Here is a 21362-nt window from a genome sequence, read left to right on the forward strand (position 1 = left end):
GTTTTCGGTGGCTGTCCGACGATGCAAAGGTACACACGTTTTCCCTAACGACCTGACGAATGGGGCCGTGGTGTGCTAAAATTATGAAAAATAACAGTGAATAACAGTGAATAACAGTAGACTGTAACAGTTTACTTCTCTTTCTTCCGCATCTGCTGGTTCCAGTTCGACTCGCTTCTGGTATAGAGTTCGAACTCGTGGAGCACCTGCCACAGGGTGCGGCGGCACGAGATGTCCGATATCTTATGCTCGGCCACCATCTGCTTCACAATCCTTATCACGTGCTGCGAATCGGCCACCTTGGCCTGCTTGAGAAACTCGTCCACGTAGTCCTCGATGCCATAGAAGATAGGGGAGAGGCGCGCCATCAGTTGCTGGTGGGCGTCGTCCGAGATGGTTAACGGACTACTGGCCGACTCGCTCCGTGTGGGTCTCGAGTCAGGGATATTGATAATACAATTTTCGATATTTACTGTAATGGGTGCGGTGGTAAAATTTACCGTGCCGCACCCATTGATGGATATGTTTTTGTTTTTGCGTTGTTTTCGCATAGTTTTAATTAAGCGATGCAAAGGTACGGATTTTTCTGAGAACTTGCAAATTCTGCGCGTGGAAATTTCTTTTACGTGCCACAATGTAACAGCGCCACAGTATAACACTAAGCGGTTTTCAGAATAATTTGGCCGAGGTGGTGCACCCTGTACTCTGCACCCTGTACTAATGCCTTAATATATTATATATATTATAATATATATAATATATTACACCTTGGGTCGTAACTCCTTAATGTGATACTGTTATATTGTTACAATGTTACAATGTTACATTTTGACCCAAAACAACATGTTTCCAACTTCCAAATATATTGTACAAACTTTTAACGATTATTCACACCTCGCAGGGCCCTCAATTTGCTATTCGGACGAAAATTGGCTAACTTTGCATCGTCATTCAGACATAAACCTTAACCATTTTAATTTAATTCAAACATTATGAGTCTTATCTACGAAAAGTATCAAAACAAGAACATGGAGTCGAAGGCTTACTGCAAGTGGTATGCACGCACGGTGACCGTGAGCACGGTGGGCCTCGACGAGTTGGCCGAGCACATGGCCAGTCACCACACACCGTTTTCGAAGGGCGTTGTCAAGGGCATCCTGACCGACATGGTGAGTTGCATTCGCGAGCTGGTGCTCGACGGCCGCGCAGTGAAGATTCCCGACCTGGCCATCTTCTCTGTGGGCATCAAGAGCGAAGGTGTCGACAAGCCCGAGCTGTTTACCACGGCCAACATTAAAAGCGCATACATGCGCGCGCGAGCCACTGGCAAGTTTACGCGTTCGATGATCACACGCGACGGCCACCTGCGCGAGGCACGTCAGTACATCGATCCAGACTCCAAGAAGGAGGAAGTTACTAACGATTAAAAATCGGAAGCCAAGGAAAAAGCAAGTTATTAACGATTAAAAAATTCAGAAGCAAATGAAGAATTCAGGATGGAAAACCGTTCTCCAGGTGATTGTCAGCATCATCACCGCCGTACTCACAACCATTGGAACCACCAGTTGCATGAGTCATACATAAAAGTATCAGAATCGGCATTATGATAAATAGGAGTTTTTGGAGTGCCACAAAATAACATTATAACAGTATCACATTAAGGAGTTACAATCTCTGAAAAGAACAGTATCACATTAAGGAGTTACAATCTCTGAAAAGCAAAAGAGGGAACCTTCTCAGGCTCCCTCTCTTTACTTAATTACTTTCGATTGAAATTAACAACCAATCGATTTTGGGGAAGATTGCTTATCTCACGACAATCAATCTTCGAATTAACCTTAATAATCTAATACCATGAAAAACACTGTGCAAATATAGTAAGATTTAGCGAAACATGGTGCGTTTTACACTAATATTTATTCGAGTTTTAATCTTTATTAACCCTTTTGGGGCTATTTGTAGAACTTATTGATACAGATTTAGTTGCGCGTGTCGCAGAATCTTCGTAACTTTGCAGCCGAATGAATTATACACGTCCAAAAATAGCCATCGTTGATGCCAACACCCTGTCGGTGCTGGGACTGAAACAACTGCTCCAAACGGTGATGCCCATCATGACCGTTGACACCTATGGCACCATGACCGAACTCACGGCCAACAACCCCGAGCAATACATGCACTATTTCGTGGCGATGAACATTGTGCTGGAAAACCGCGCGTTCTTCAGTGACCACCGCCGCAAGACCATTGTGCTCACGCTCTCGCTGGCCTCCAGCAGTCAGTTGGCCGAGTTTCACTCCATCTGCATCAACGTGCCCGAAGACCAGCTGGTGCGCCAGCTCCTCACCCTGCAGCAGATGGCCCACGGCGGCGGCCGCAACATGCCGCCCATGCCCCCGGTGCTTCAGCAGAAGATACTGAGCGACAGAGAGATAGAGGTGATGGCACTCATCGTGCAGGGCTGCATCAACAAGGAGATTGCCGACAAGCTGAACATCGGACTGGCCACCGTGGTGACCCACCGCCGCAAGATTATGGAGAAGCTGGGCATGAAGAGCGTGTCGGCCCTCACCATCTATGCCGTGACGCATGGCTACGTTGACATTAATAAGATTTGAAATGTACAATGAACAATGTACAATGTACAATGTACAATGAACAATGTACAATGAACAATGTACAATGAACAATGAACATTCTTAAAATTTCTTAAATATTATATATATATAAGGTGAAGCGTGCTCAAGTCTAAAAAAATTTGAGTACCTTTGCACCCGTTTTATGCCCCACGACGGGGCGGTAGGTGCCGGAACAGGCGCTGGTGCCTATGAAATATTAACCCATTAAACTGTCTGAGAACGCCTGGTCAGACAACAAACAATGCCCACTAAAGGGCGAAAATTAAATTTATGTCAGAATTAACAAAGAACGTTCAGCCGTTGCAGGACTTCAACTGGGACGAGTTTGAAAATGGCACCGTGGCCAACATCAGCAAGGAAGAGCTCGACAAGGCCTACGATGAGACCCTGAACAAGGTAGCCGATCATCAGGTGGTTGAGGGTAAAGTCATCTCGGTTGACAAGAAAGAGGTAGTCGTTAACATCGGCTACAAGAGCGACGGTATCATCCCCGCTGCAGAGTTCCGCTACAACCCCGAGCTGAAAGAGGGCGACGTAGTAGAAGTTTACGTGGAGACCGCTGAGGACAAGAAAGGCCAGCTGGTGCTTTCACACAAGAAGGCACGCCTGAGCAAGGCTTGGGATCGCGTGAACGAGGCTCTTGAGGCACAGGAGATTGTACAGGGCTACATCAAGTGCCGCACCAAGGGTGGTATGATCGTTGACGTATTTGGTATCGAGGCCTTCCTGCCCGGCAGCCAGATCGACGTTCACCCCATACGCGACTACGACCAGTTCGTGGGCAAGACCATGGAGTTCAAGATCGTGAAGATCAACCAGGAGTTCCGCAACGTGGTTGTAAGTCACAAGGCCCTCATCGAGCAGGAGCTCGAGGCTCAGAAGCAGGAGATCATCTCTCGCCTGGAGAAGGGTCAGATTCTGGAGGGTACTGTCAAGAACATCACTTCTTACGGTGTATTCGTAGACCTGGGTGGTGTAGACGGACTGATCCACATCACCGACCTGAGCTGGGGCCGCGTAGACGATCCCAAGAAGGTTGTGGAGCTCGACCAGAAGATCAACGTGGTTATCCTCGACTTCGACGAGGAGAAGAAGCGCATTGCTCTGGGTCTGAAGCAGCTCACTCCTCATCCCTGGGATGCTCTGGACGCTAACCTCAAGGTGGGCGACCACATCAAGGGTAAGGTGGTTGTTATCGCCGACTACGGTGCATTCGTTGAGGTTCAGCCCGGCGTTGAGGGTCTGATCCACGTTTCTGAGATGTCATGGAGCCAGCACCTGCGCTCAGCTCAGGAGTTCATGAAGGTGGGCGACGAGGTAGAGGCAGTGATCCTGACTCTGGACCGCGAGGAGCGCAAGATGTCACTGGGCATCAAGCAGCTGAAGGAAGATCCCTGGGAGGCTATCGAGGTGAAATACCCCGTTGGCAGCAAGCACACCGCTAAGGTTCGCAACTTCACCAACTTCGGCGTATTCGTTGAGCTCGAGGAGGGTGTTGACGGCCTGATCCACATCAGCGACCTGAGCTGGACCAAGAAGGTGAAGCACCCCTCTGAGTTTACCAAGGTTGGCGAGCAGATCGACGTTGTCGTTCTCGACATCGACAAGGAGAACCGTCGCCTGAGCCTCGGCCACAAGCAGCTGGAGGACAACCCCTGGGATGTATTCGAGGAGAAGTATACCGTTGGTTCAATCCACACTGGTAAGATCACTGAGGTTCTGGAGAAGGGCGCCGTTGTTTCTCTCGAGGAGAACGTTGAGGGCTTCGCTACTCCTAAGCACCTCGTTAAGGAGGACGGCTCACAGGCCCAGCAGGGCGAGGAGCTCGAGTTCAAGGTGATCGAGTTCAACAAGGACAGCAAGCGCATCATCCTGAGCCACAGCCGCACCTTCGAGGATCCGAAGCGTGAGGAGAAGGCTGCTCAGAAGAAGACTCGTGCTGCCAAGAAGGACGATACTCCTAAGATTGAGAACGTTGCTGCAAGCACCACTCTGGGTGACTTGGACGTTCTGGCCAATCTGAAGGCTCAGATGGAGAAGGGCGAGTAATCTCTCCCCTATCCTATCTGATAACAAAAAGGACATCCGATGAAAATCGGGTGTCCTTCTTTTATTTTGTTCTTTGTTTAGTGTTTAGTGTTGTAACAATGTAACAGTATAACAGTATAACATTAAGGAGTTACACGTTACACGCTACACTAGCTCAAAGATGCCTGTGGGCTTGGTGCGCTTGAGCACTTCGAGTTCGAAGTCCTTGCCGGCCACGATGCCATACGAACGCAGCACGGTCTCAACGGTCTTGCGGGCCAACTCGGGATGGTTGTTCTCTTCCGACAGGTGGCACAGCCATACGTGGCGCAGGTGCTCGCCCATGTTCTTGGCAATGGCCTCGCCGCAGAGCTCGTTGTTCAGATGGCCCGAGCCGCTGGTGATGCGGTCTTTCAGAAACTGCGGGTATGAGCCCTGCTGCAGCATCTCCTTGTCGTGGTTGGCCTCTATCACCAGGTAGTGGGCACGACCGATATACTCGGCCATCTCGTCGGTCACGCGTCCCACGTCGGTCATCAGACAGAAGTTGGTGTCAGCGGTCTCAACGAAATAGCCCACGTTGTCGCTGCTGTCGTGGGGCACGGTGAAGGGCGTCACGGTAAACTCGCCCAGCTGCTGGGCAACGCCCGGCTCGACATAGCGGCGCAGCGAGGCGTCAACCTTGCGCGCCACGCAGTAGTTGCGGTCGATGCCGCTGTGCACGGTCTTCGTGGCATAGATGGGCACCTGCAGCTCGTGACTCATGCTGCCCACGCACTTGATGTGGTCGGCATGGTCGTGGGTGATGAGCACGTGGCGCACCTTCGACAAGCTGAGTCCGTAGTCGCGCACATGCTTCTTCAGCGTGCGGATGCCCACGCCTGCGTCTATGATCAGCGCGTCGGTGTCGGTATATAGCAGGTAGCAGTTGCCACTGCTTCCACTTCCAAATGATATGAATCGTAACATAGTATTTCTTTTTCTATCTATTGAATTCTAATTGGTGTCTTCTTAGAAGGGCATTCCCACGGCAAAGTGGAAAGCGAAGTCGCGACCGAGACGGGGCTTGAGTATGGGGTAATGCTCGTCGTCCTCTATCTCGTAGGCGGGGTTCACGGCCTTCATACCCATGTCGAAACGCAGGATGAAGTAGTCGAAGTTAAGGCGCAGACCCAGTCCGTAGCTGGCGGCCAACTGCTCGTAGAAGTCCTTCAGATGAAACTGTCCGCCGGGCTGTGCCTCGTAGTTGCGCAGGGTCCACACGTTGCCGGCATCCACGAACAGAGCACCGCTGAACTTCCAGAACAGTTTGGTGCGGTATTCGGCGTTGAGGTCAATCTTCACATCGCCGGTCTGATTGATGAAGTTGATGCGGCCGTCCTTCTCTTTGTATTTGCCGGGGCCCAGCGAGCGCACGGTCCAGCCGCGAACGCTGTTGGCACCGCCCGAGAAATAGCGCTTCTCGAAGGGCAGCACGTTGGAGTTGCCATAGGGATAGGCTATGCCGAAGCCCATGTGCAGCACCAGTTGGTTGTTGTTGTCTATCTGGAGCGAGTGACTCAGGTCGAAGTCGAACTTGGCATATTGTGCGAAGGCTATATTGAAAAGGCGGTAGTGACCCATCTCGTCTTTCTCGGCATCGAAGGTCTTGGCGCCCAACGACAGCAGGTTGCCCGAGCTCTCGATGTTGGTCTTCAGCGCGGTGTTGTTCTTGCTCCATGAATAGCCAAAGCCTATCTTCGTGATGAAGAGGTCTTCGTAGTTGTAGCGAAGAAAGGCATTGCTGGTGTTGTCGTTGTCAAGATACATCTGGCGGAAGGTGCTCGATATCCAGGGCATGAAGACGTAGTTCAGGTCGAGCACGTCGAGCTGGAAGCGGTCGTTGCGATTAGGGAAACTCCACTTATAGCGCCACGCGGCCGACAGGAGGCGGCGGTGAAACTCGGGGCGGTCCTGGAGGTCGTAGAGCAGCGACACCTCACTGGTGGCGTTCACGTTCTGGCGCACGCGGTTGTTGATGAAGGGCGAGATGAAGCGGGGAAACTGCAGGCGGGCCTCGGCACTATATTCCACGAAGTCTTGGTTCGAGTAGCCTTCCAGTCCCTTGATGGCTTCGTAGGCGCCGCGCAGCTGTATGCTGAGCACCTCGCTGCCGCGAAACAGGTTGCGGTTCTGATAGGTGAGCGAGGCGGCGGCGCCCAGGTCGCCAGCGGTGTTGGTGCCTTCGGGCTGGAAACTGATGGTCGATGCCTTGTTGGTTTGCAGTTGCACGGTGCAGTCGAGCGAGTCGGTCTGGGGCACCTGGCTAAAGGTGATATTGGTGTATTTCACAGCCTGCAGTCGGCCAAAGTGGTTGTAGGTGTTCTGCAGTCCTGTGGCGGAATAGGGCTCGCCTTCCTTCAGGTGGGTGCACTCCTGCAGCACGTGGTGGCGCAGGTGTATGCGGGGGTCGTTCTTGTCGCCGCTCACGTGGTCGATATGGCGTATCCAATAGCGCGTGTGGGGCATGGTGGTCATGTCGGGCTGCTGATACTCCTGCAGTCGCAGGGTGAGGTCGATGAGTCGCGAACCGCCCAAGGTGTCGGCGATATAGGTGATGTAGTCTTTGTGGAAACGGTAGTAGCCGCTGTCGCTCAGCAACTTGGTGATGCGCTTGCGCTCGGCATCCAGTCGGGCCACGTCGAACTTCATGCCGGCCTTGATGATGCTCTTCGTGGAGTCTTGCTCCGACAGCATGCGGGCAATGGCCGTGTCTTCGATGGCGTAGTCTATGCGATGCACGAAATAGGGTTCACCGGGCTTCAGCAGATAGGTCAGGTCAACCTTCTTGCCGTGCTTCTTCTCGCTCGCCTCTACGCGGGCATTTAAAAATCCTTCGTTGAGCAGCTGCTGGGTGAGGTCCGACAGGGTGCGCTGGGTCTGGGTGCTGTCGTAGATCACGGGGGGCTCGCCCATCTTCTTCAGCGCGCGGTTGATCCATAGCGACGAGTCGCGCCCCGACAGCGAATAGGTGGCCAGGGGAAGTTTAAACAGCGAGAACCAGCGCTGGTTGGGCGTCTGGCGCACGTAGGAACGCAAAGCGAGGGTGTTCAAGTCGCGATACTCGCCTTCGCTACTGACCTTCATCTTGTTCAGCAGATACGCTCCATCGGGTACGTATTTCGTGCTCGAGCACGACGAAAGCATGATCAGAATGCTCAGCAGATGTATGGCGACTTGACACTCTCTTCTCATATTCTAATTTAAAGTGTATTACGACAGGAAGCCTAACAATGCGCCTGCCGCAACTGCAGAACCGATGACGCCGGCCACGTTGGGTCCCATGGCGTGCATCAGCAGGAAGTTATGACGGTCGTACTCCAGTCCAAGGTTGTTCGAGATGCGGGCGGCCATGGGCACGGCACTCACACCGGCATTGCCAATCAGGGGGTTCAACTTCTTGTCCTTGGGCAGGAACAGGTTCATCAACTTAACGAAGCACACTCCGCTGGCCGTGGCGATGGCAAAGGCAAAGGCGCCGATGATGAAGATGAAGATGGTGTTCAGCGTGAGGAACTCGCTGGCCTGCGTCGAGCAGCCCACGGTGAGACCAAGCAGCACTACCACGATGTCGTTCAGGGCGTTGCCGGCTGTCTTGGCCAGACGGGTGGTCTTGCCGCTTTCCTTCAGCAGGTTGCCGAAGAAGAGCATGCCGAGCAGTGGCAGGGCCGAGGGCACAATGAAGGTGGTGATGAGTAGGCCGATGATGGGGAACAGGATGCGCTCGGTTTGACTCACCTGGCGCGAGGGCTTCATCTTGATCACGCGCTCTTTCTTGGTGGTGAGCAGGCGCATCAGTGGGGGCTGGATCAGGGGCACCAGGGCCATGTAGCTATAGGCGCAAACGGCAATGGCTCCCATCAAGTTGGGCGACAACTTCGACGAAAGGAAGATGGCCGTGGGGCCGTCGGCTCCACCGATGATGGCAATACCTGCTGCCTGGTTGGGCTCGAAACCCAGGGCCAGGGCCAGCATGTAGGCACCGAAGATGCCAAACTGCGCGGCGGCTCCGATGAGCATCAGCTTGGGGTTGGCCAGCAGGGCCGAGAAGTCGGTCATGGCGCCTATGCCCAAGAAGATGAGGGGCGGATACCAGCCTTGGCGCACGCCTTGATAGAAGATGTTCAGCACGGAGTTGTCTTCGTAGAGGCCAATCTCCAGGCCTGCATCAGCACGGAAGGGAATGTTTCCCAGGATAATACCCAGTCCGATGGGCACCAGCAACAGGGGCTCGAAGTCTTTCTTGATGGCAAGATAGATGAACAGGGCGCCCACCGCTATCATAATCAAGTTGCCCACCGAGGCATTGGCAAAGCCTGTGTAGGTGAGAAACTCGTTGAAATTGTCGATGATAAACTCAAACATAATTCTTAATCGTTATGTGTTAATATCTTCCGTTCGCATGTACTTTGTAACATTGTAACAATGTAACATTATAACAGTATAACATTAAGCTATGCTATCGTCAGCAATACGGTGCCTTCCATCACTGAGTCGCCTTGCTTCACCATGATGGCGCTGATCTTACCGCTGGCCTCGGCCTCGATGTTGTTCTGCATCTTCATGGCTTCGAGCACCAAAACGATGTCGCCGGCGCTTACTTGCTGGCCCACCTGCACGCGGATGTCGGTGATGGTGCCGGGAAGTGGCGCCTTAACAGCTTGTCCTGCACCTGCGGCGGGTGCGGCTGCGGGTGCTTCTGCCTGGGCAGCGGGTGCTGCGGCGGGTGCGGCTGCGGGTTTGGCGGCGGCTGGTTGGGGGGCCTGCACCTTGGGAGCCGTCATCGTGGGATGCTTGGCGGCATTGATGGGCTTCTGCAGTTCCACCTCGAAGGGGATTCCGTTTACGTTTACCTTGGCAATGTTGCCTTCTACTTCGGCGATTTCAACTTCGTAGTCCACGCCTTTTACTTTATATTGATACTTGTTCATGGGTTTAGTATAATTCTGGAGTTGTAGGAATATTTGGTGCGTTGTGGTCGAGAGGCAGGAAGGGGTTGTGCAAGTGGGTCATCTGACTGTATTCGTTGTCCCATTCGGTATCCTTTGACTTGATGGTGATGATGCCACTCTCTACGTCGTGCACATCATCTTCATACTGACGGATGGCCATGCCGATGACGGCCATATAGACTTCCATGTCAATACCTTTCTTATCAAAGCCTTCCTGAAGGAGATTGCTGGTCTTTCTGCCTATCTCGGCGGTCATCTCAACGGTCTTCGTGATGGGCTTGATGGGCTGCTGGTTGACTACCTTCTTGGCGGTGTCAATGTGGCGCATCACCATGCCGAAGAGCGTGAAGAAGATCCACAGCAGGGCCAGACACAGGAACACGATGCCCATGGCCATGATGGCCATCGCAAAGCCGTGCGGGTCGCGGTCCTTGAACTGCTCTATCTTTCCCTTGGCTGCATTGGATTGTACCTTGTTGTCGTGACCAGGGGTGGCTTCCCCTACTCCACATACTGTCCATTTGCCGTCAATGCGCGCATAACTCTCGTCGGCCTTCAACGCGGGTACGGTGACTGAGTCGACGAGCTCTACGCCATTGGCATTGTAAAGAGCAAGGAATACGGAACCTGTACTGTCGACAGGCAATGAGAGGTGTAGTTTTCCCTGTGCGGGGTTTGTGTTACAGAAGAGCATCAGATAATGGTGGCCGCCAAGATTGGTGCGGTCGTCGCCATTAGGTATGACACTCATCATCGCAATACGCTGAGGGGCTGAGAGCGACTCGTCGAGAACCTTGGGATTGGTGGTCAGATACATGCCTCGGACGTTGTACGTGGAGAACGATGTATTGGCCAACTCAACCCAGGCCTCACGATGTCCAAACTCATCCTCAATGCTTTCTACGTTGCTGGTCATTACTTCGCTGATGACGATGTTCTTGGCTCCTTGTCCAAACATCGCCACCGAGCTAAGCAATGTCAGCGAACTTAGCATAAGTCTTAAGTTTGTCATATTGGTAATTATTTAAATGTGTATTATTATATAGGTCGTAGCGTTAAAAGAGTTGCCCACAGCAGAACAGCACAATGAGCTGTGCCGTCAGGATGCGCAGGAACATGGCAAGAGGATATACCGTAGAATAGCCTACTGCGGGTGCTTCCTTCGAACAGATGCTGTTGGCATAGGCCAGTGCGGGGGGATCGGTGTAGGTGCCGGCCAGCATACCTGCGATGGTGAAGTAGTTGAACTTCATGCGGCTGGCAATGGGACCGATAATTAAGATAGGTATGATGGTGATCAGGAAACCTGTGAGCACGTAGAGCACACCGTCGCCTGTCATCACCGTGTCGAAGAAGTTGGCTCCGGCCTTAATACCTACTGATGCCAGGAAGAGCACCAGACCTATCTCTCGTAACATCATATTGGCGGATGTGGTGGTATAGGTCACCAGCTTCATCTTATAGCCGTAACGGCCAATCAGAATGGCGATGATCAGCGGACCGCCTGCAATACCCAGCTTCATCAGGGGCATGCCGGGGATGAAGGGCAGCGAACCGAAGATGATACCGATGATGATGCCCACGAAGATGGTGGCGATGTTGGGCGCATCCAAACGCTTGATACTGTTGCCCATCATATTGGCCACGCGGTCTACATCGTCCTGAGGACCGACAACCATGATGCGGTCGCCTACCTGCAAGGGAAGGTTGGGCGATGCGAAGATGTCCATGCCGTGACGGGTCACGCGGGTCACGTTAACGCCATAGACACTTGAGAAGTGCATCTGACCGAATGACTTACCGTTGATCTTGGGGTTGGTCACCAATACGCGCTTTGATACCAGGGGCTGGTCTTGCTTGTCCCAGTCTACCTCGATAACGGGACCGATGAAGGCTACGATGGCCTCGTAGTCGGCCTCGGCACATACGATGTACATCTGGTCGCCTACGTGGAACACGGTGTCGCGATTGGGGATCGATACGTGGCCGTCGTGCAGAATGCGTGATACCACGAAGTCGCGGTTCAGGAAGTTGTGCACCTGAAGAACGGTCTTGCCTTCAAGGTAGTTGTTCGTCACCTCGAGGTGCATGTGGTGGGGCTTCTGAGTGGCCTTTGCACCAGCCTGCTCCTCAAGGGCTGCTTCTTCCTTCTCTAACTTCACGCGGCAGATATAGCGCACCAGGATGGTAGCACCAATGATACCCAGCACACCAAGGGGATAGGCACATGCATAGGCTGAAGCAATCTGGGGTACGGGCAGGTTCAACTGTCCGAACACTGAGTTCAGGGCCTCGTTGGCAGCACCCAGACCGGGGGTGTTCGTCACCGCACCATAGAGGGTACCTACCATCATGGGCAGATCGTTCACATCGTGCTTCTGATAGAAGAAGATAAAGTAGCATGCAAACATCACAAGGATGTTGAGCACAATGGCCGATGCAGCCAAGGCATTGAGTTTGATGCCTGCTTTACCAAAGCTCTCAAAGAAACCGGGACCTACCTGCAAACCTATCATGAAGACAAACAGTATCAATCCGAAGTCTTGAATGAAGGTGAGGGTGGCACCCGGAGCGGCAAACTCCGACTCCGGGGCGTAGATCTTGTAGATGTGACCCAACAGAATGCCCGCAAAGAGCACGAAGGTGACACCAAGTGAAATACCAAAAATCTTAATCTTGCCGAGGTATACACCCACAGCAATCACGATGGCGTATATCAACGCGATGTGCGCCACCGATTCCGTATTAGCAAATAGATTAACAAACCATTCCATAAATTATCCTGATAATTATTATTTCTTAAGTGCATTTATTGATTCCTTCAGTGCGGCAATCTTCTCTTCTGAGTCGGCCAACTTCTTGCGCTCCAGTGCCACCACGGCCTCAGGCGCATTCTGAACGAATCGCTCGTTTGAGAGCTTTTTCTCAACGCCAGCCTTGAATCCCTCAAGGTGCTTGAGCTGTGCTTCCATCTTCTGAATCTCGGCTTCCACATCAATAAGGTCGCCCAGGGGCACTGCAAACTCGTCTGTTCCAACCATGAAGGCTGAAGCTGAGGGGTCTTTTGCCTCTACCACGTCGATGGATGCAAGGTTGCCCATCTTCATGATGACGTCGTTGTAGGCCTCGAACTGGTTCTGACCAACGGTCTGAAGGGTGAGCTGCTCTTTGGGAGCAATGTTCTTCTGACTGCGAACGGTGCGAACACCAGAGACAACTTGCTTTACTTGCTCGATATTCTCAATGAGCTTCAGCTCCTCTGCTGTGGGTGCGTCGAGCACGAGACTGTCGCGCATGATGCTCTCGCCATCCTTACGCTCGTAGAGTGCCTGCCACAATTCCTCGGTGATGAATGGCATGAAGGGATGAAGCATCTTGAGAAGAAGTTCGAAGAAACGCAGGGTGGCGTCGTAGGTCTCGCGATCGATGGGCTGCTGCACGCCATCCTTATAGGCGGGCTTCACCATCTCGAGATACCACTGTGAGAACTCATCCCAGAAGAGCTTGTAGACGGTCATCAGTGCATCGTTGATACGGTACTTTGAGAAGTGGTCTTTCAGTTCCTCGTTGGCCTGCTTGATGCGTGCTTCCATCCAAGCAACGGCGGTCTTGTTTGTGGTTGAGGCAGCACCGTCGGCTACCTGCCAACCCTTCACCAGTCGGAAGGCGTTCCAAATCTTGTTATTGAAGTTACGTCCCTGCTCGCAGAGTGCCTCGTCGAAGAGGATGTCGTTACCTGCAGGGGCTGAGAGCATCATACCCATACGTACACCATCGGCACCAAACTTATCGATGAGGTCGATGGGATCGGGCGAGTTGCCCAGTGACTTTGACATCTTGCGTCCCAGCTTGTCGCGAACGATACCGGTGAAGTACACGTTCTTGAAGGGGAAGGTGCCCAGATACTCTTCGCCGGCCATAATCATACGTGCCACCCAGAAGAAGATAATATCGGGACCGGTCACCAGATCGCTGGTGGGATAATAGTACTTGATCTCCTCGTTGCCGGGGTTGTTGATGCCATCGAAAAGCGAGATAGGCCACAACCATGAAGAGAACCATGTGTCGAGGGCATCCTCGTCCTGACGAAGGTCGGCATCTGTAACCGATGCGTCTTTCTGCTGTGCCAGTTTCAGTGCCTCTTCACGGGTCTCAGCAACGACGTAGTCATCGTTGTCATTATAGTAATATGCGGGAATACGATGTCCCCACCACAGCTGACGAGAGATACACCAGTCCTGAATGTTCTCCAACCAGTTCTTGTAGGTGTTCTTATACTTAGCGGGATAGAACTTCAACTCGTCGTTCATCACAGGAGGCAGGGCGATGTCAGCGAAGTGCTGCATCTTGAGGAACCACTGCAATGAGAGACGTGGCTCGATGGCTGTGTCGGGATTGCGCTCTGAATAGCCTACCTTGTTGACATAGTCCTCGATTCGCTCCATCAGACCGGCTTCCTGCAGGTCTTTGGCAATCTGCTTGCGGCAGTCGAAGCGGTCCATGCCTACATAGAGGGTGCTCTGATCAGAGATGGTTCCATCTGCATTGAAGATGTCGATGGTCTCCAGATTGTGGGTCTTACCCAGCATATAGTCGTTAGTATCGTGGGCAGGTGTAACCTTCAGACAGCCTGTACCAAACTCGATGTCCACATAACGGTCCTCGATAACGGGAATCACGCGGTTCACCAGAGGTACAATCACCTTGCGGCCCTTCAGCCACTGGTTCTTCGGGTCCTTGGGGTTGATGCACATAGCGGTATCGCCCATGATGGTCTCAGGACGGGTGGTGGCAACAACAGCATAGTAACCTTTGGCATCCTTGTGGATGACGTTGCCTTCGGCCTTCAAAGTCTCTTCATTGTCGAGAGATGTCAAGCCGTCAACATAATATTTCAGGTGGAATAAATGACTCTGCTCTTCTTTGTAAATAACCTCCTCGGTTGAAAGAGCTGTCAGAGCCTTTGGATCCCAGTTGACCATACGCAGACCGCGATAGATAAGGCCCTTGTTGTAAAGGTCAACGAACACCTTGATGACGCTCTCACTACGCTTCTCGTCCATGGTGAAGGCGGTGCGGTCCCAATCGCAACTGGCACCCAAACGGCGCAACTGCTTCAGAATGATGCCTCCATGCTCATTGGTCCAATCCCAGGCGTGCTCAAGGAATTGTTCACGTGTCAGGTCACGCTTCTTGATACCCTGACTGGCCAACTTCTTTACCACCTTTGCTTCGGTAGCAATAGAAGCATGGTCTGTGCCAGGCACCCAACATGCGTTTTTACCCTCCATGCGGGCGCGACGAACTAAGATATCCTGGATTGTGTTGTTCAGCATGTGTCCCATGTGGAGCACACCTGTAACGTTGGGGGGTGGAATCACCACCGTGTAGGGTTCACGACCATCTGGCTTAGAACTAAACAGTTTATTGTCCAGCCAGTACTGATACCATTTGCCTTCGACCTCTTTTGGGTCGTACTTACTTGCTATTTCCATACCAATTTAATAATGCTTTCTCTTTTCAGCATGCAAAGGTACGAAAAAATATTGAAACAAGAATAAAGAACACCGACTAAAATCGAGTTAATCGGTGTTAAACTTTAGGCTTACGGATAAAGCGTTATCGAGCAATCGGAGCCAGATGCAAAACGTTCGATGAGTTGTTTTAGATATTGAGCGTTCTCCATGACGCGTTCTCGATTGCCGTCATAGCCATTAATCAAGACCACAAGGTGTGTGGTTTCCAGAGTCATTTTCGTTCGCTCGTTATCGCTTGTCGGAGTCCCTACTCCACCCTGTGCATCGCGATATACAGGCAGTCCTGCGATATTCAACGGACCACGGCCTATGCCTTCATATGGCTCACCTTCGCGTCCAATGCCCAGTGTCAGTGTGTTGCCCACAAATTTGTCGGCATCGAAGCCTCCGATGCTATAGCCGAAAGCAATAGATGCAAGGTTGACTAGGTCGACGAGTGTGTCAATCTGATATAGCTCCTTTCCCTGCAGCATCCTGCGAATCAATTGCTCGCTTGCTGGTCTGTAGCGCGAGGGATCTTTACCACAAGCTTTGTATACGCGACGAGTTGCAGCGATACTCGGCATATCCTTCAGCGATTCGGTGGTCAACGTCTGACGGAAGCGGTCTTCTAGGATATGGATCTCATTCCATAATTCCTGACAAAACTGCGAATTTCTTACCCTTGCCTCTACTGCAGCTCCAACAAACTCAGGGCAAACTGATTTTATTTCGTTTGATACTATGATATTCATTTGATTAAGTCGAGAAAATCGTCCTCGTTCATGATTCGTATTCCTAGTTTTTGGGCCTTTTCAAGTTTTGATGGTCCCATGTTTTCTCCTGCCAAAATAAATGACGTTTTGCTGCTGATGGAACCAACGTTCTTTCCGCCATTCTGTTCAATAAGCAATTTGTATTCATCGCGACTGTGATGCTGGAAAACACCGCTGATTACGATGCTTTGCCCCGCCAGTTTCTCACTTGCGGGCATCATCTGACTTTCGGACAACTGCATCTGAACACCATAGTTGCACAGACGGTTAACGATGCGTAAATTCTCTTCATTGTGAAAATAGCTGATGATGCTCTTGGCCATCACCTCGCCAACACCTTCCACCTCCTGAAGTTCTTCCAGTCCGGCCCCCATTAACGCATCCATCGTCTTGAAATGACGAGCTAACAAGCGTGCCGTCGTTTCGCCTACAAATCTGATACCTAATGCAAAGACCACCCTTTCGAAAGGCACTTCCTTTGACTTCTGTATGCCATTGACAATGCGTTGTGCGGATTTTGTACGACTTCCATCACCGTTAATTTGTTGTACATCAATATCATACAGGTCGGCTACGTTCTTAATCAGTCCTCGACGATAATATTCATCCACCGTCTCTGGTCCTAACGAATCAATATTCATAGCCTTGCGAGCAATGAAGTGTTCTATCCTTCCTTTGATTTGTGGTGGACATCCAGCATCGTTGGGGCAATACCAGGCAGCTTCTCCCTCGTAACGTACCAATGGAGCACCGCACTCAGGGCACTTCTTGATGAACTGTACCTGCTGGGCGATGATAGGACGCTCATCGATGTTCACCCCGACAATTTTCGGAATAATCTCGCCACCCTTTTCCACGTACACCATGTCGCCAATATGCAGGTCGAAACTACGGATAAAGTCTTCGTTGTTCAATGTTGCACGCTTCACTGTGGTACCTGCTAACTGCACGGGTTCCATGTTGGCCACAGGCGTCACCGCACCTGTTCGCCCTACTTGATAGGTCACCTCCAGTAAACGCGTAGCCTCGCGCTCTGCTTTAAACTTGTAGGCGATGGCCCAACGGGGACTCTTTGCTGTATATCCTAATGAACGTTGTTGATTTAAAGAGTTGACCTTCAGAACTATACCGTCTGTTGCAACGGGTAGGTTTTTACGTTCTTTGTCCCAATAATTAATAAAGTCCATCACCTCGTCCACGGTGCGAACTTTGCGCATGCCTTGCGAAATTTTGAAGCCCCACGACGCTGCTGCCTCCAGGTTTTCGTAATGTCCATCGGCAGGTAATTGCTCGCCCAGTAAATAGTACAGATAAGCATCCAACTGGCGCTGAGCCACCACTCTCGAGTCCAAACTCTTTAAGGTGCCGCTGGCTGCGTTCCTTGGGTTGGCAAACAGAGGCTCCTCGGCAGTCTCGCGTTCTTTGTTAAGCCGCTCAAAACTACTCCAGGGCATCAGTATCTCACCGCGAATCTCGAATTCATCAGGATAGCCAGTTCCAGGAAGAATCAAGGGAATAGAGTGGATTGTCTTCACGTTGGCAGTCACATCGTCTCCATGCACACCATCGCCGCGTGTCACAGCCTGTGTTAAACGGCCTTTTTCGTAGGTCAGTGAGATACTTAGTCCATCGTACTTCATCTCGCAGCATACTTCGAAATCCTCGCCTGCCAAGCCTTTTTTTACACTCTCGTACCAGTCGCGCACGTCAGCCTCGCTGTAAGTGTTGGCCAACGAGAGCATGGGATAACGGTGAGTCACCTGCTGGAAACCAGACTGCAAGTCGCTGCCCACACGCTGCGAAGGTGAGTTTGCATCGTAGAGCTCCGGATGTTTTGCCTCCAGATCCTGAAGCTCTTTCATCATTAAGTCGAAGTCCTGATCGCCAATGGTAGGTTGGTTCAATACATAATAACGATAATTATGCTCGTGAAGTTCCTTTCTGAGTTGCTCTATTCTTAATTTCTCGTCCATAAGTTTCTGAAATTACGACTGCAAAATTACAAATAAAAAACTGAATATCTTCAACTTCAATAGAATATTGTTTGCATAATAAAAAAAAAAGTACTACTTTTGCACGTCAAAAACTAATAGAATAAGGAATGAAGTGCGGACTGGTATTAGAAGGCGGCGCCTTTCGAGGGCTATTCACCTCAGGCATCATCGATGTGATGATGGCGCATGACGTGTGGCCAGACGGACTCATCGGTGTATCGGCAGGTGCTGCTTTCGGTTGTAATTACAAGAGCAGACAGCTTGGCCGTGCCATTCGCTATAATAAAGCCTATGCCCGCGATTCGCGCTACAGTGGTGTTCGCTCATTCCTTACTACAGGCAATTATTTTAACGCCCAGTTTGCCTATCACACAATGCCCCGCGAACTGGATGTTTTCGATAACGAGGCTTTTAATGCCAACCCTATGCAGTTTTATGCGGTGTGCACCGATGTTGAGTCGGGAAAAGCCGTGTACAAACACTTGGAGAAAGCCGACGACACAACCTACGACTGGATTCGTGCGTCGGCATCAATGCCCCTTGTTTCGCGCATCATCGAACTTGAAGGCTACAAATTGCTCGATGGCGGAGTATCTGACTCTATTCCCTTGGAGTATTTCGAGAGTCTGGGATACGACAGGAACGTCGTTGTGTTGACCCAGCCCGATGGCTATCAGAAGGAGCACAACAAGTTGATGCCCCTACTCCGTTTATCGCTGAGGAAATACCCTAAGATGATTGAGGCCCTCGACAAGCGCCATCTGATGTATAATCGCCAGTTGGACTATGTTAAGAAAGCCGAGCAGGAAGGCCGTTGCCTTGTGATTCGTCCCAATGGCCCAATCCCCATAGGCCATGTGAGTCATGACCCCGCAAAAATGCAACACGCCTACGACATGGGGCGTCAGGAAGGCGAGCGTCGCATTGCCGACATCATCCGTTTTTACAAAGAACAGTAAATCTAAGAAAATGAGAATAGACATCATTACCGTATTGCCCGAGATGCTCGAGGGCTTTGTTCACGAAAGCATTCTGGCCCGTGCCGAGAAGAAAGGACTGGCCGAGATACGTTTGCATAACCTGCGCGACTACACACTGGACAAGTGGCGCCGCGTTGACGACTACCCCTATGGCGGCAGTGCCGGCATGGTGATGCAGTGTGAGCCTATCGACCGATGCATCACAGCCCTGAAGGCCGAGCGCGACTACGATGAGGTTATCTTTACCTCGCCCGATGGTGAGCGCTTTGACCAGCATATTGCCAACGAGTTATCGCTTAAAGGCAACCTGATTATTCTGGCAGGTCACTACAAAGGCATAGACCAGCGTGTTCGCGACCACCTGATTACCCGCGAGATTTCCATTGGCGACTTTGTTTTGACGGGGGGCGAGTTGGTGGCAGCTATGATTGCCGATGCCGTGGTGCGTGTGGTGCCCGGTGTTATTGGCGATGAGCAGAGCGCCCTTTCCGACTGTTTTCAGGACGACATCCTGGCAGCGCCCATCTATACCCGTCCTGCCGACTATAAAGGATGGAAGGTGCCCGAGATTCTGCTGAGTGGCAATGAGGCCAAGATTCGCAATTGGGAGTTGGAACAGGCCATGGAGCGCACACGCCGCCTGCGTCCCGACCTCCTGGGCGAGAAGGCATAACCACCACAAGTCTCCGACAAATGAAATTATAACTTAGTAAAATCATTCATAAAAACAATGTCACAAACTATTCAAAAGACACTTCGCGATTCTGCCGCCATGCGGTGGACCGCACTGCTGCTATTGGCCCTAGCCATGTTCTGCAGCTACATTTTCATGGACATCCTCTCGCCCATCAAGGATCTGATGCTCTCAGAGCGCGGATGGGACTCAAGTGCTTTTGGCACGATGCAGGGTTCTGAGGTGTTCCTCAATGTATTTGCATTCTTCCTGATCTTTGCAGGTATCATCCTCGACAAGATGGGCGTTCGCTTCACAGCTGTTCTTTCGGCTGTGGTTATGCTGGTGGGCGCAGTCATCAAGTGGTACGCTGTTACCGATGCCTTCGTGGGCTCAGGTCTGGATACTTGGTTCACCAACAACCTTAACTACATTCCCGTGTTTGATGAATTGGGCGTATCGCCTTTCTATGAGGGAATGCCCGCTTCGGCTAAGTTTGCCGCTTGTGGCTTCATGATATTTGGTTGCGGATGCGAGATGGCTGGCATCACCGTCAGTCGCGGTATTGTTAAGTGGTTCAAGGGTCGCGAGATGGCATTGGCCATGGGTTCCGAGATGGCACTGGCTCGTCTGGGTGTGGCCACCTGTATGATTTTCTCGCCCTTCTTTGCCCGTCTGGGCGGCACCATCAGCGTGAGCCGTTCGGTGGCCTTCGGCGTAGTATTGCTTTGCATCGCCCTCATTATGACCATCGTTTATTTTGTGATGGATAAGAAACTCGACGCACAGACTGGCGAGGCTGAGGAGAAGGACGATCCCTTCAAGATTTCTGACCTTGGACAGATTCTTACCTCTAGCGGCTTCTGGCTCGTGGCTCTGCTCTGCGTGCTCTACTATAGCGCCATCTTCCCCTTCCAGAAGTATGCCGTCAACATGCTTCAGTGCAACCTGACGCTCGAAGCTCCAGCAGCCGATTCGTTCTGGGCGCTGCCCGACGTTACCATCGTACAGTATGTCATCATGCTGCTCGTGGCAGGATTCGGTTTCGCCAGCAACTTCCAGAAGCAGGCCAGCGCCAAGTACACCCTTCTGGCATTGTCTATTGCATCGCTCATCACCTATTGCTACATGGGCTATATGCGTCAGTCTGCCGAGTCAATCTTTGCCGTGTTCCCCCTGTTGGCAGTACTCATCACGCCAATCCTTGGAAGTTATGTTGACCACAAGGGAAAGGCTGCTTCGATGCTCGTGCTGGGTTCGCTGCTCCTGATTGCATGTCACCTCACGTTTGCCTTTGTTCTGCCCATGTTTAATGGTAGCACCGTTGGCGGCGTTATTGTGGCCTATGCCACCATCCTTGTGCTGGGTGCCTCGTTCTCGCTGGTTCCTGCTTCATTGTGGCCCAGTGTTCCCAAGCTCGTAGACGCCAAGATTATCGGTTCGGCCTATGCGCTCATCTTCTGGATTCAGAACATCGGCCTCTGGCTGTTCCCCTTGCTCATTGGTAAGGTGCTCGACAAGACGAACCCCGGCGTTACCGACCCCACACAGTACGATTACACATGGCCTCTTATCATGCTTGCCTCGTTAGGTGTAGCTGCTCTGGTGCTTGGTCTTCTGCTGAAGGTTGTCGACCGCAAGAAGGGTCTTGGTTTGGAAGAGCCAAACATTAAGGCATAATATAATAAGGTGAAATAATCCAAGAAAACGCTCTACTTGAAAAAGTAGGGCGTTTATTTTTATAAAAAATCGTCGAATACTTGCA

Annotated in this window: 17 protein-coding genes; 7 read left to right on the forward strand and 10 right to left on the reverse strand. The window is 51.6% G+C overall.

The annotated features are described in order from the left end of the window. Positions 1–131 precede the first annotated feature (131 nt). Positions 132–551 (reverse strand): hypothetical protein, encoded by a 420-nt coding sequence (locus M1D30_RS06390; protein ID WP_248507519.1) that lies wholly within the window; start codon positions 549–551, stop codon positions 132–134. A 441-nt stretch (positions 552–992) separates the two neighbouring features. On the opposite strand from M1D30_RS06390, the gene M1D30_RS06395 reads away from it, so the two are divergent. The 4 genes from M1D30_RS06395 to rpsA all read left to right on the forward strand — a co-directional run bounded on the left by M1D30_RS06395 (position 993) and on the right by rpsA (position 4688). Next, entirely contained in the window at positions 993–1427 is a 435-nt protein-coding gene (locus tag M1D30_RS06395; RefSeq protein ID WP_248507521.1) for a DNA-binding protein, read from the forward strand. 55 nt (positions 1428–1482) lie between these two features. After that, a complete protein-coding gene (locus tag M1D30_RS06400; RefSeq protein ID WP_248507523.1) occupies positions 1483–1584 on the forward strand; it encodes a smalltalk protein in 102 nt (33 codons plus the stop codon). Between the two features lie 437 nt (positions 1585–2021). Further along, on the forward strand, positions 2022–2618 hold the full coding sequence (locus M1D30_RS06405; RefSeq protein ID WP_248507525.1) for a response regulator transcription factor: 597 nt from the start codon (positions 2022–2024) through the stop codon (positions 2616–2618). A 291-nt stretch (positions 2619–2909) separates the two neighbouring features. Further along, positions 2910–4688, forward strand: a complete 1779-nt coding sequence (rpsA, locus tag M1D30_RS06410; RefSeq protein WP_248507527.1) for a 30S ribosomal protein S1 — start codon at positions 2910–2912, stop codon at positions 4686–4688. A gap of 144 nt (positions 4689–4832) precedes the next feature. On the opposite strand, the gene M1D30_RS06415 is transcribed toward rpsA, so the two are convergent. The 9 genes from M1D30_RS06415 to ligA form a co-directional block, all read right to left on the reverse strand. Then, the gene (locus M1D30_RS06415) at positions 4833–5636 is read right to left on the reverse strand and encodes an MBL fold metallo-hydrolase (protein WP_248507529.1); all 804 of its coding nucleotides are present in this window, start codon (positions 5634–5636) and stop codon (positions 4833–4835) included. 42 nt (positions 5637–5678) lie between these two features. Beyond that, positions 5679–7901, reverse strand: coding sequence for a BamA/TamA family outer membrane protein (locus M1D30_RS06420; RefSeq protein WP_248507530.1), 2223 nt, complete (start codon positions 7899–7901; stop codon positions 5679–5681). Between the two features lie 18 nt (positions 7902–7919). Beyond that, a complete protein-coding gene (locus M1D30_RS06425; protein WP_248507532.1) occupies positions 7920–9071 on the reverse strand; it encodes a sodium ion-translocating decarboxylase subunit beta in 1152 nt (383 codons plus the stop codon). 89 nt (positions 9072–9160) lie between these two features. Further along, entirely contained in the window at positions 9161–9637 is a 477-nt protein-coding gene (locus tag M1D30_RS06430) for an acetyl-CoA carboxylase biotin carboxyl carrier protein subunit (RefSeq protein WP_248507534.1), read from the reverse strand. A 4-nt stretch (positions 9638–9641) separates the two neighbouring features. Then, the gene (locus M1D30_RS06435) at positions 9642–10670 is read right to left on the reverse strand and encodes an OadG family transporter subunit (RefSeq protein WP_248507537.1); all 1029 of its coding nucleotides are present in this window, start codon (positions 10668–10670) and stop codon (positions 9642–9644) included. A gap of 43 nt (positions 10671–10713) precedes the next feature. Next, positions 10714–12432: a putative transporter gene (locus M1D30_RS06440; protein WP_248507538.1), complete on the reverse strand. Its 1719-nt coding sequence runs from the start codon at positions 12430–12432 to the stop codon at positions 10714–10716. An 18-nt stretch (positions 12433–12450) separates the two neighbouring features. Further along, positions 12451–15153: a valine--tRNA ligase gene (locus tag M1D30_RS06445; RefSeq protein ID WP_248507545.1), complete on the reverse strand. Its 2703-nt coding sequence runs from the start codon at positions 15151–15153 to the stop codon at positions 12451–12453. 110 nt (positions 15154–15263) lie between these two features. Then, positions 15264–15929, reverse strand: coding sequence for a B3/4 domain-containing protein (locus M1D30_RS06450; protein WP_248507547.1), 666 nt, complete (start codon positions 15927–15929; stop codon positions 15264–15266). Beyond that, entirely contained in the window at positions 15926–17923 is a 1998-nt protein-coding gene (ligA, locus tag M1D30_RS06455; protein WP_248507549.1) for an NAD-dependent DNA ligase LigA, read from the reverse strand. Before ligA ends, M1D30_RS06450 begins: the two co-directional genes overlap by 4 nt. Positions 17924–18051: 128 nt before the next feature. Here ligA and M1D30_RS06460 point away from each other — a divergent pair, with 128 nt between their 5' ends. Genes M1D30_RS06460 through M1D30_RS06470 form a run of 3 tightly spaced genes read left to right on the forward strand, consistent with a single transcriptional unit; the run spans position 18052 to position 21277 of the window. Further along, positions 18052–18903: a patatin family protein gene (locus M1D30_RS06460; RefSeq protein WP_248507551.1), complete on the forward strand. Its 852-nt coding sequence runs from the start codon at positions 18052–18054 to the stop codon at positions 18901–18903. Positions 18904–18913: 10 nt separating this feature from the next. Further along, entirely contained in the window at positions 18914–19597 is a 684-nt protein-coding gene (gene trmD / locus M1D30_RS06465) for a tRNA (guanosine(37)-N1)-methyltransferase TrmD (protein WP_248507554.1), read from the forward strand. A 57-nt stretch (positions 19598–19654) separates the two neighbouring features. After that, entirely contained in the window at positions 19655–21277 is a 1623-nt protein-coding gene (locus M1D30_RS06470; protein WP_248507556.1) for an MFS transporter, read from the forward strand. Positions 21278–21362 lie beyond the last annotated feature (85 nt).

It is taken from the genome of Prevotella sp. E15-22, assembly GCF_023204875.1.
Classification (GTDB): Bacteria; Bacteroidota; Bacteroidia; order Bacteroidales; family Bacteroidaceae; genus Prevotella.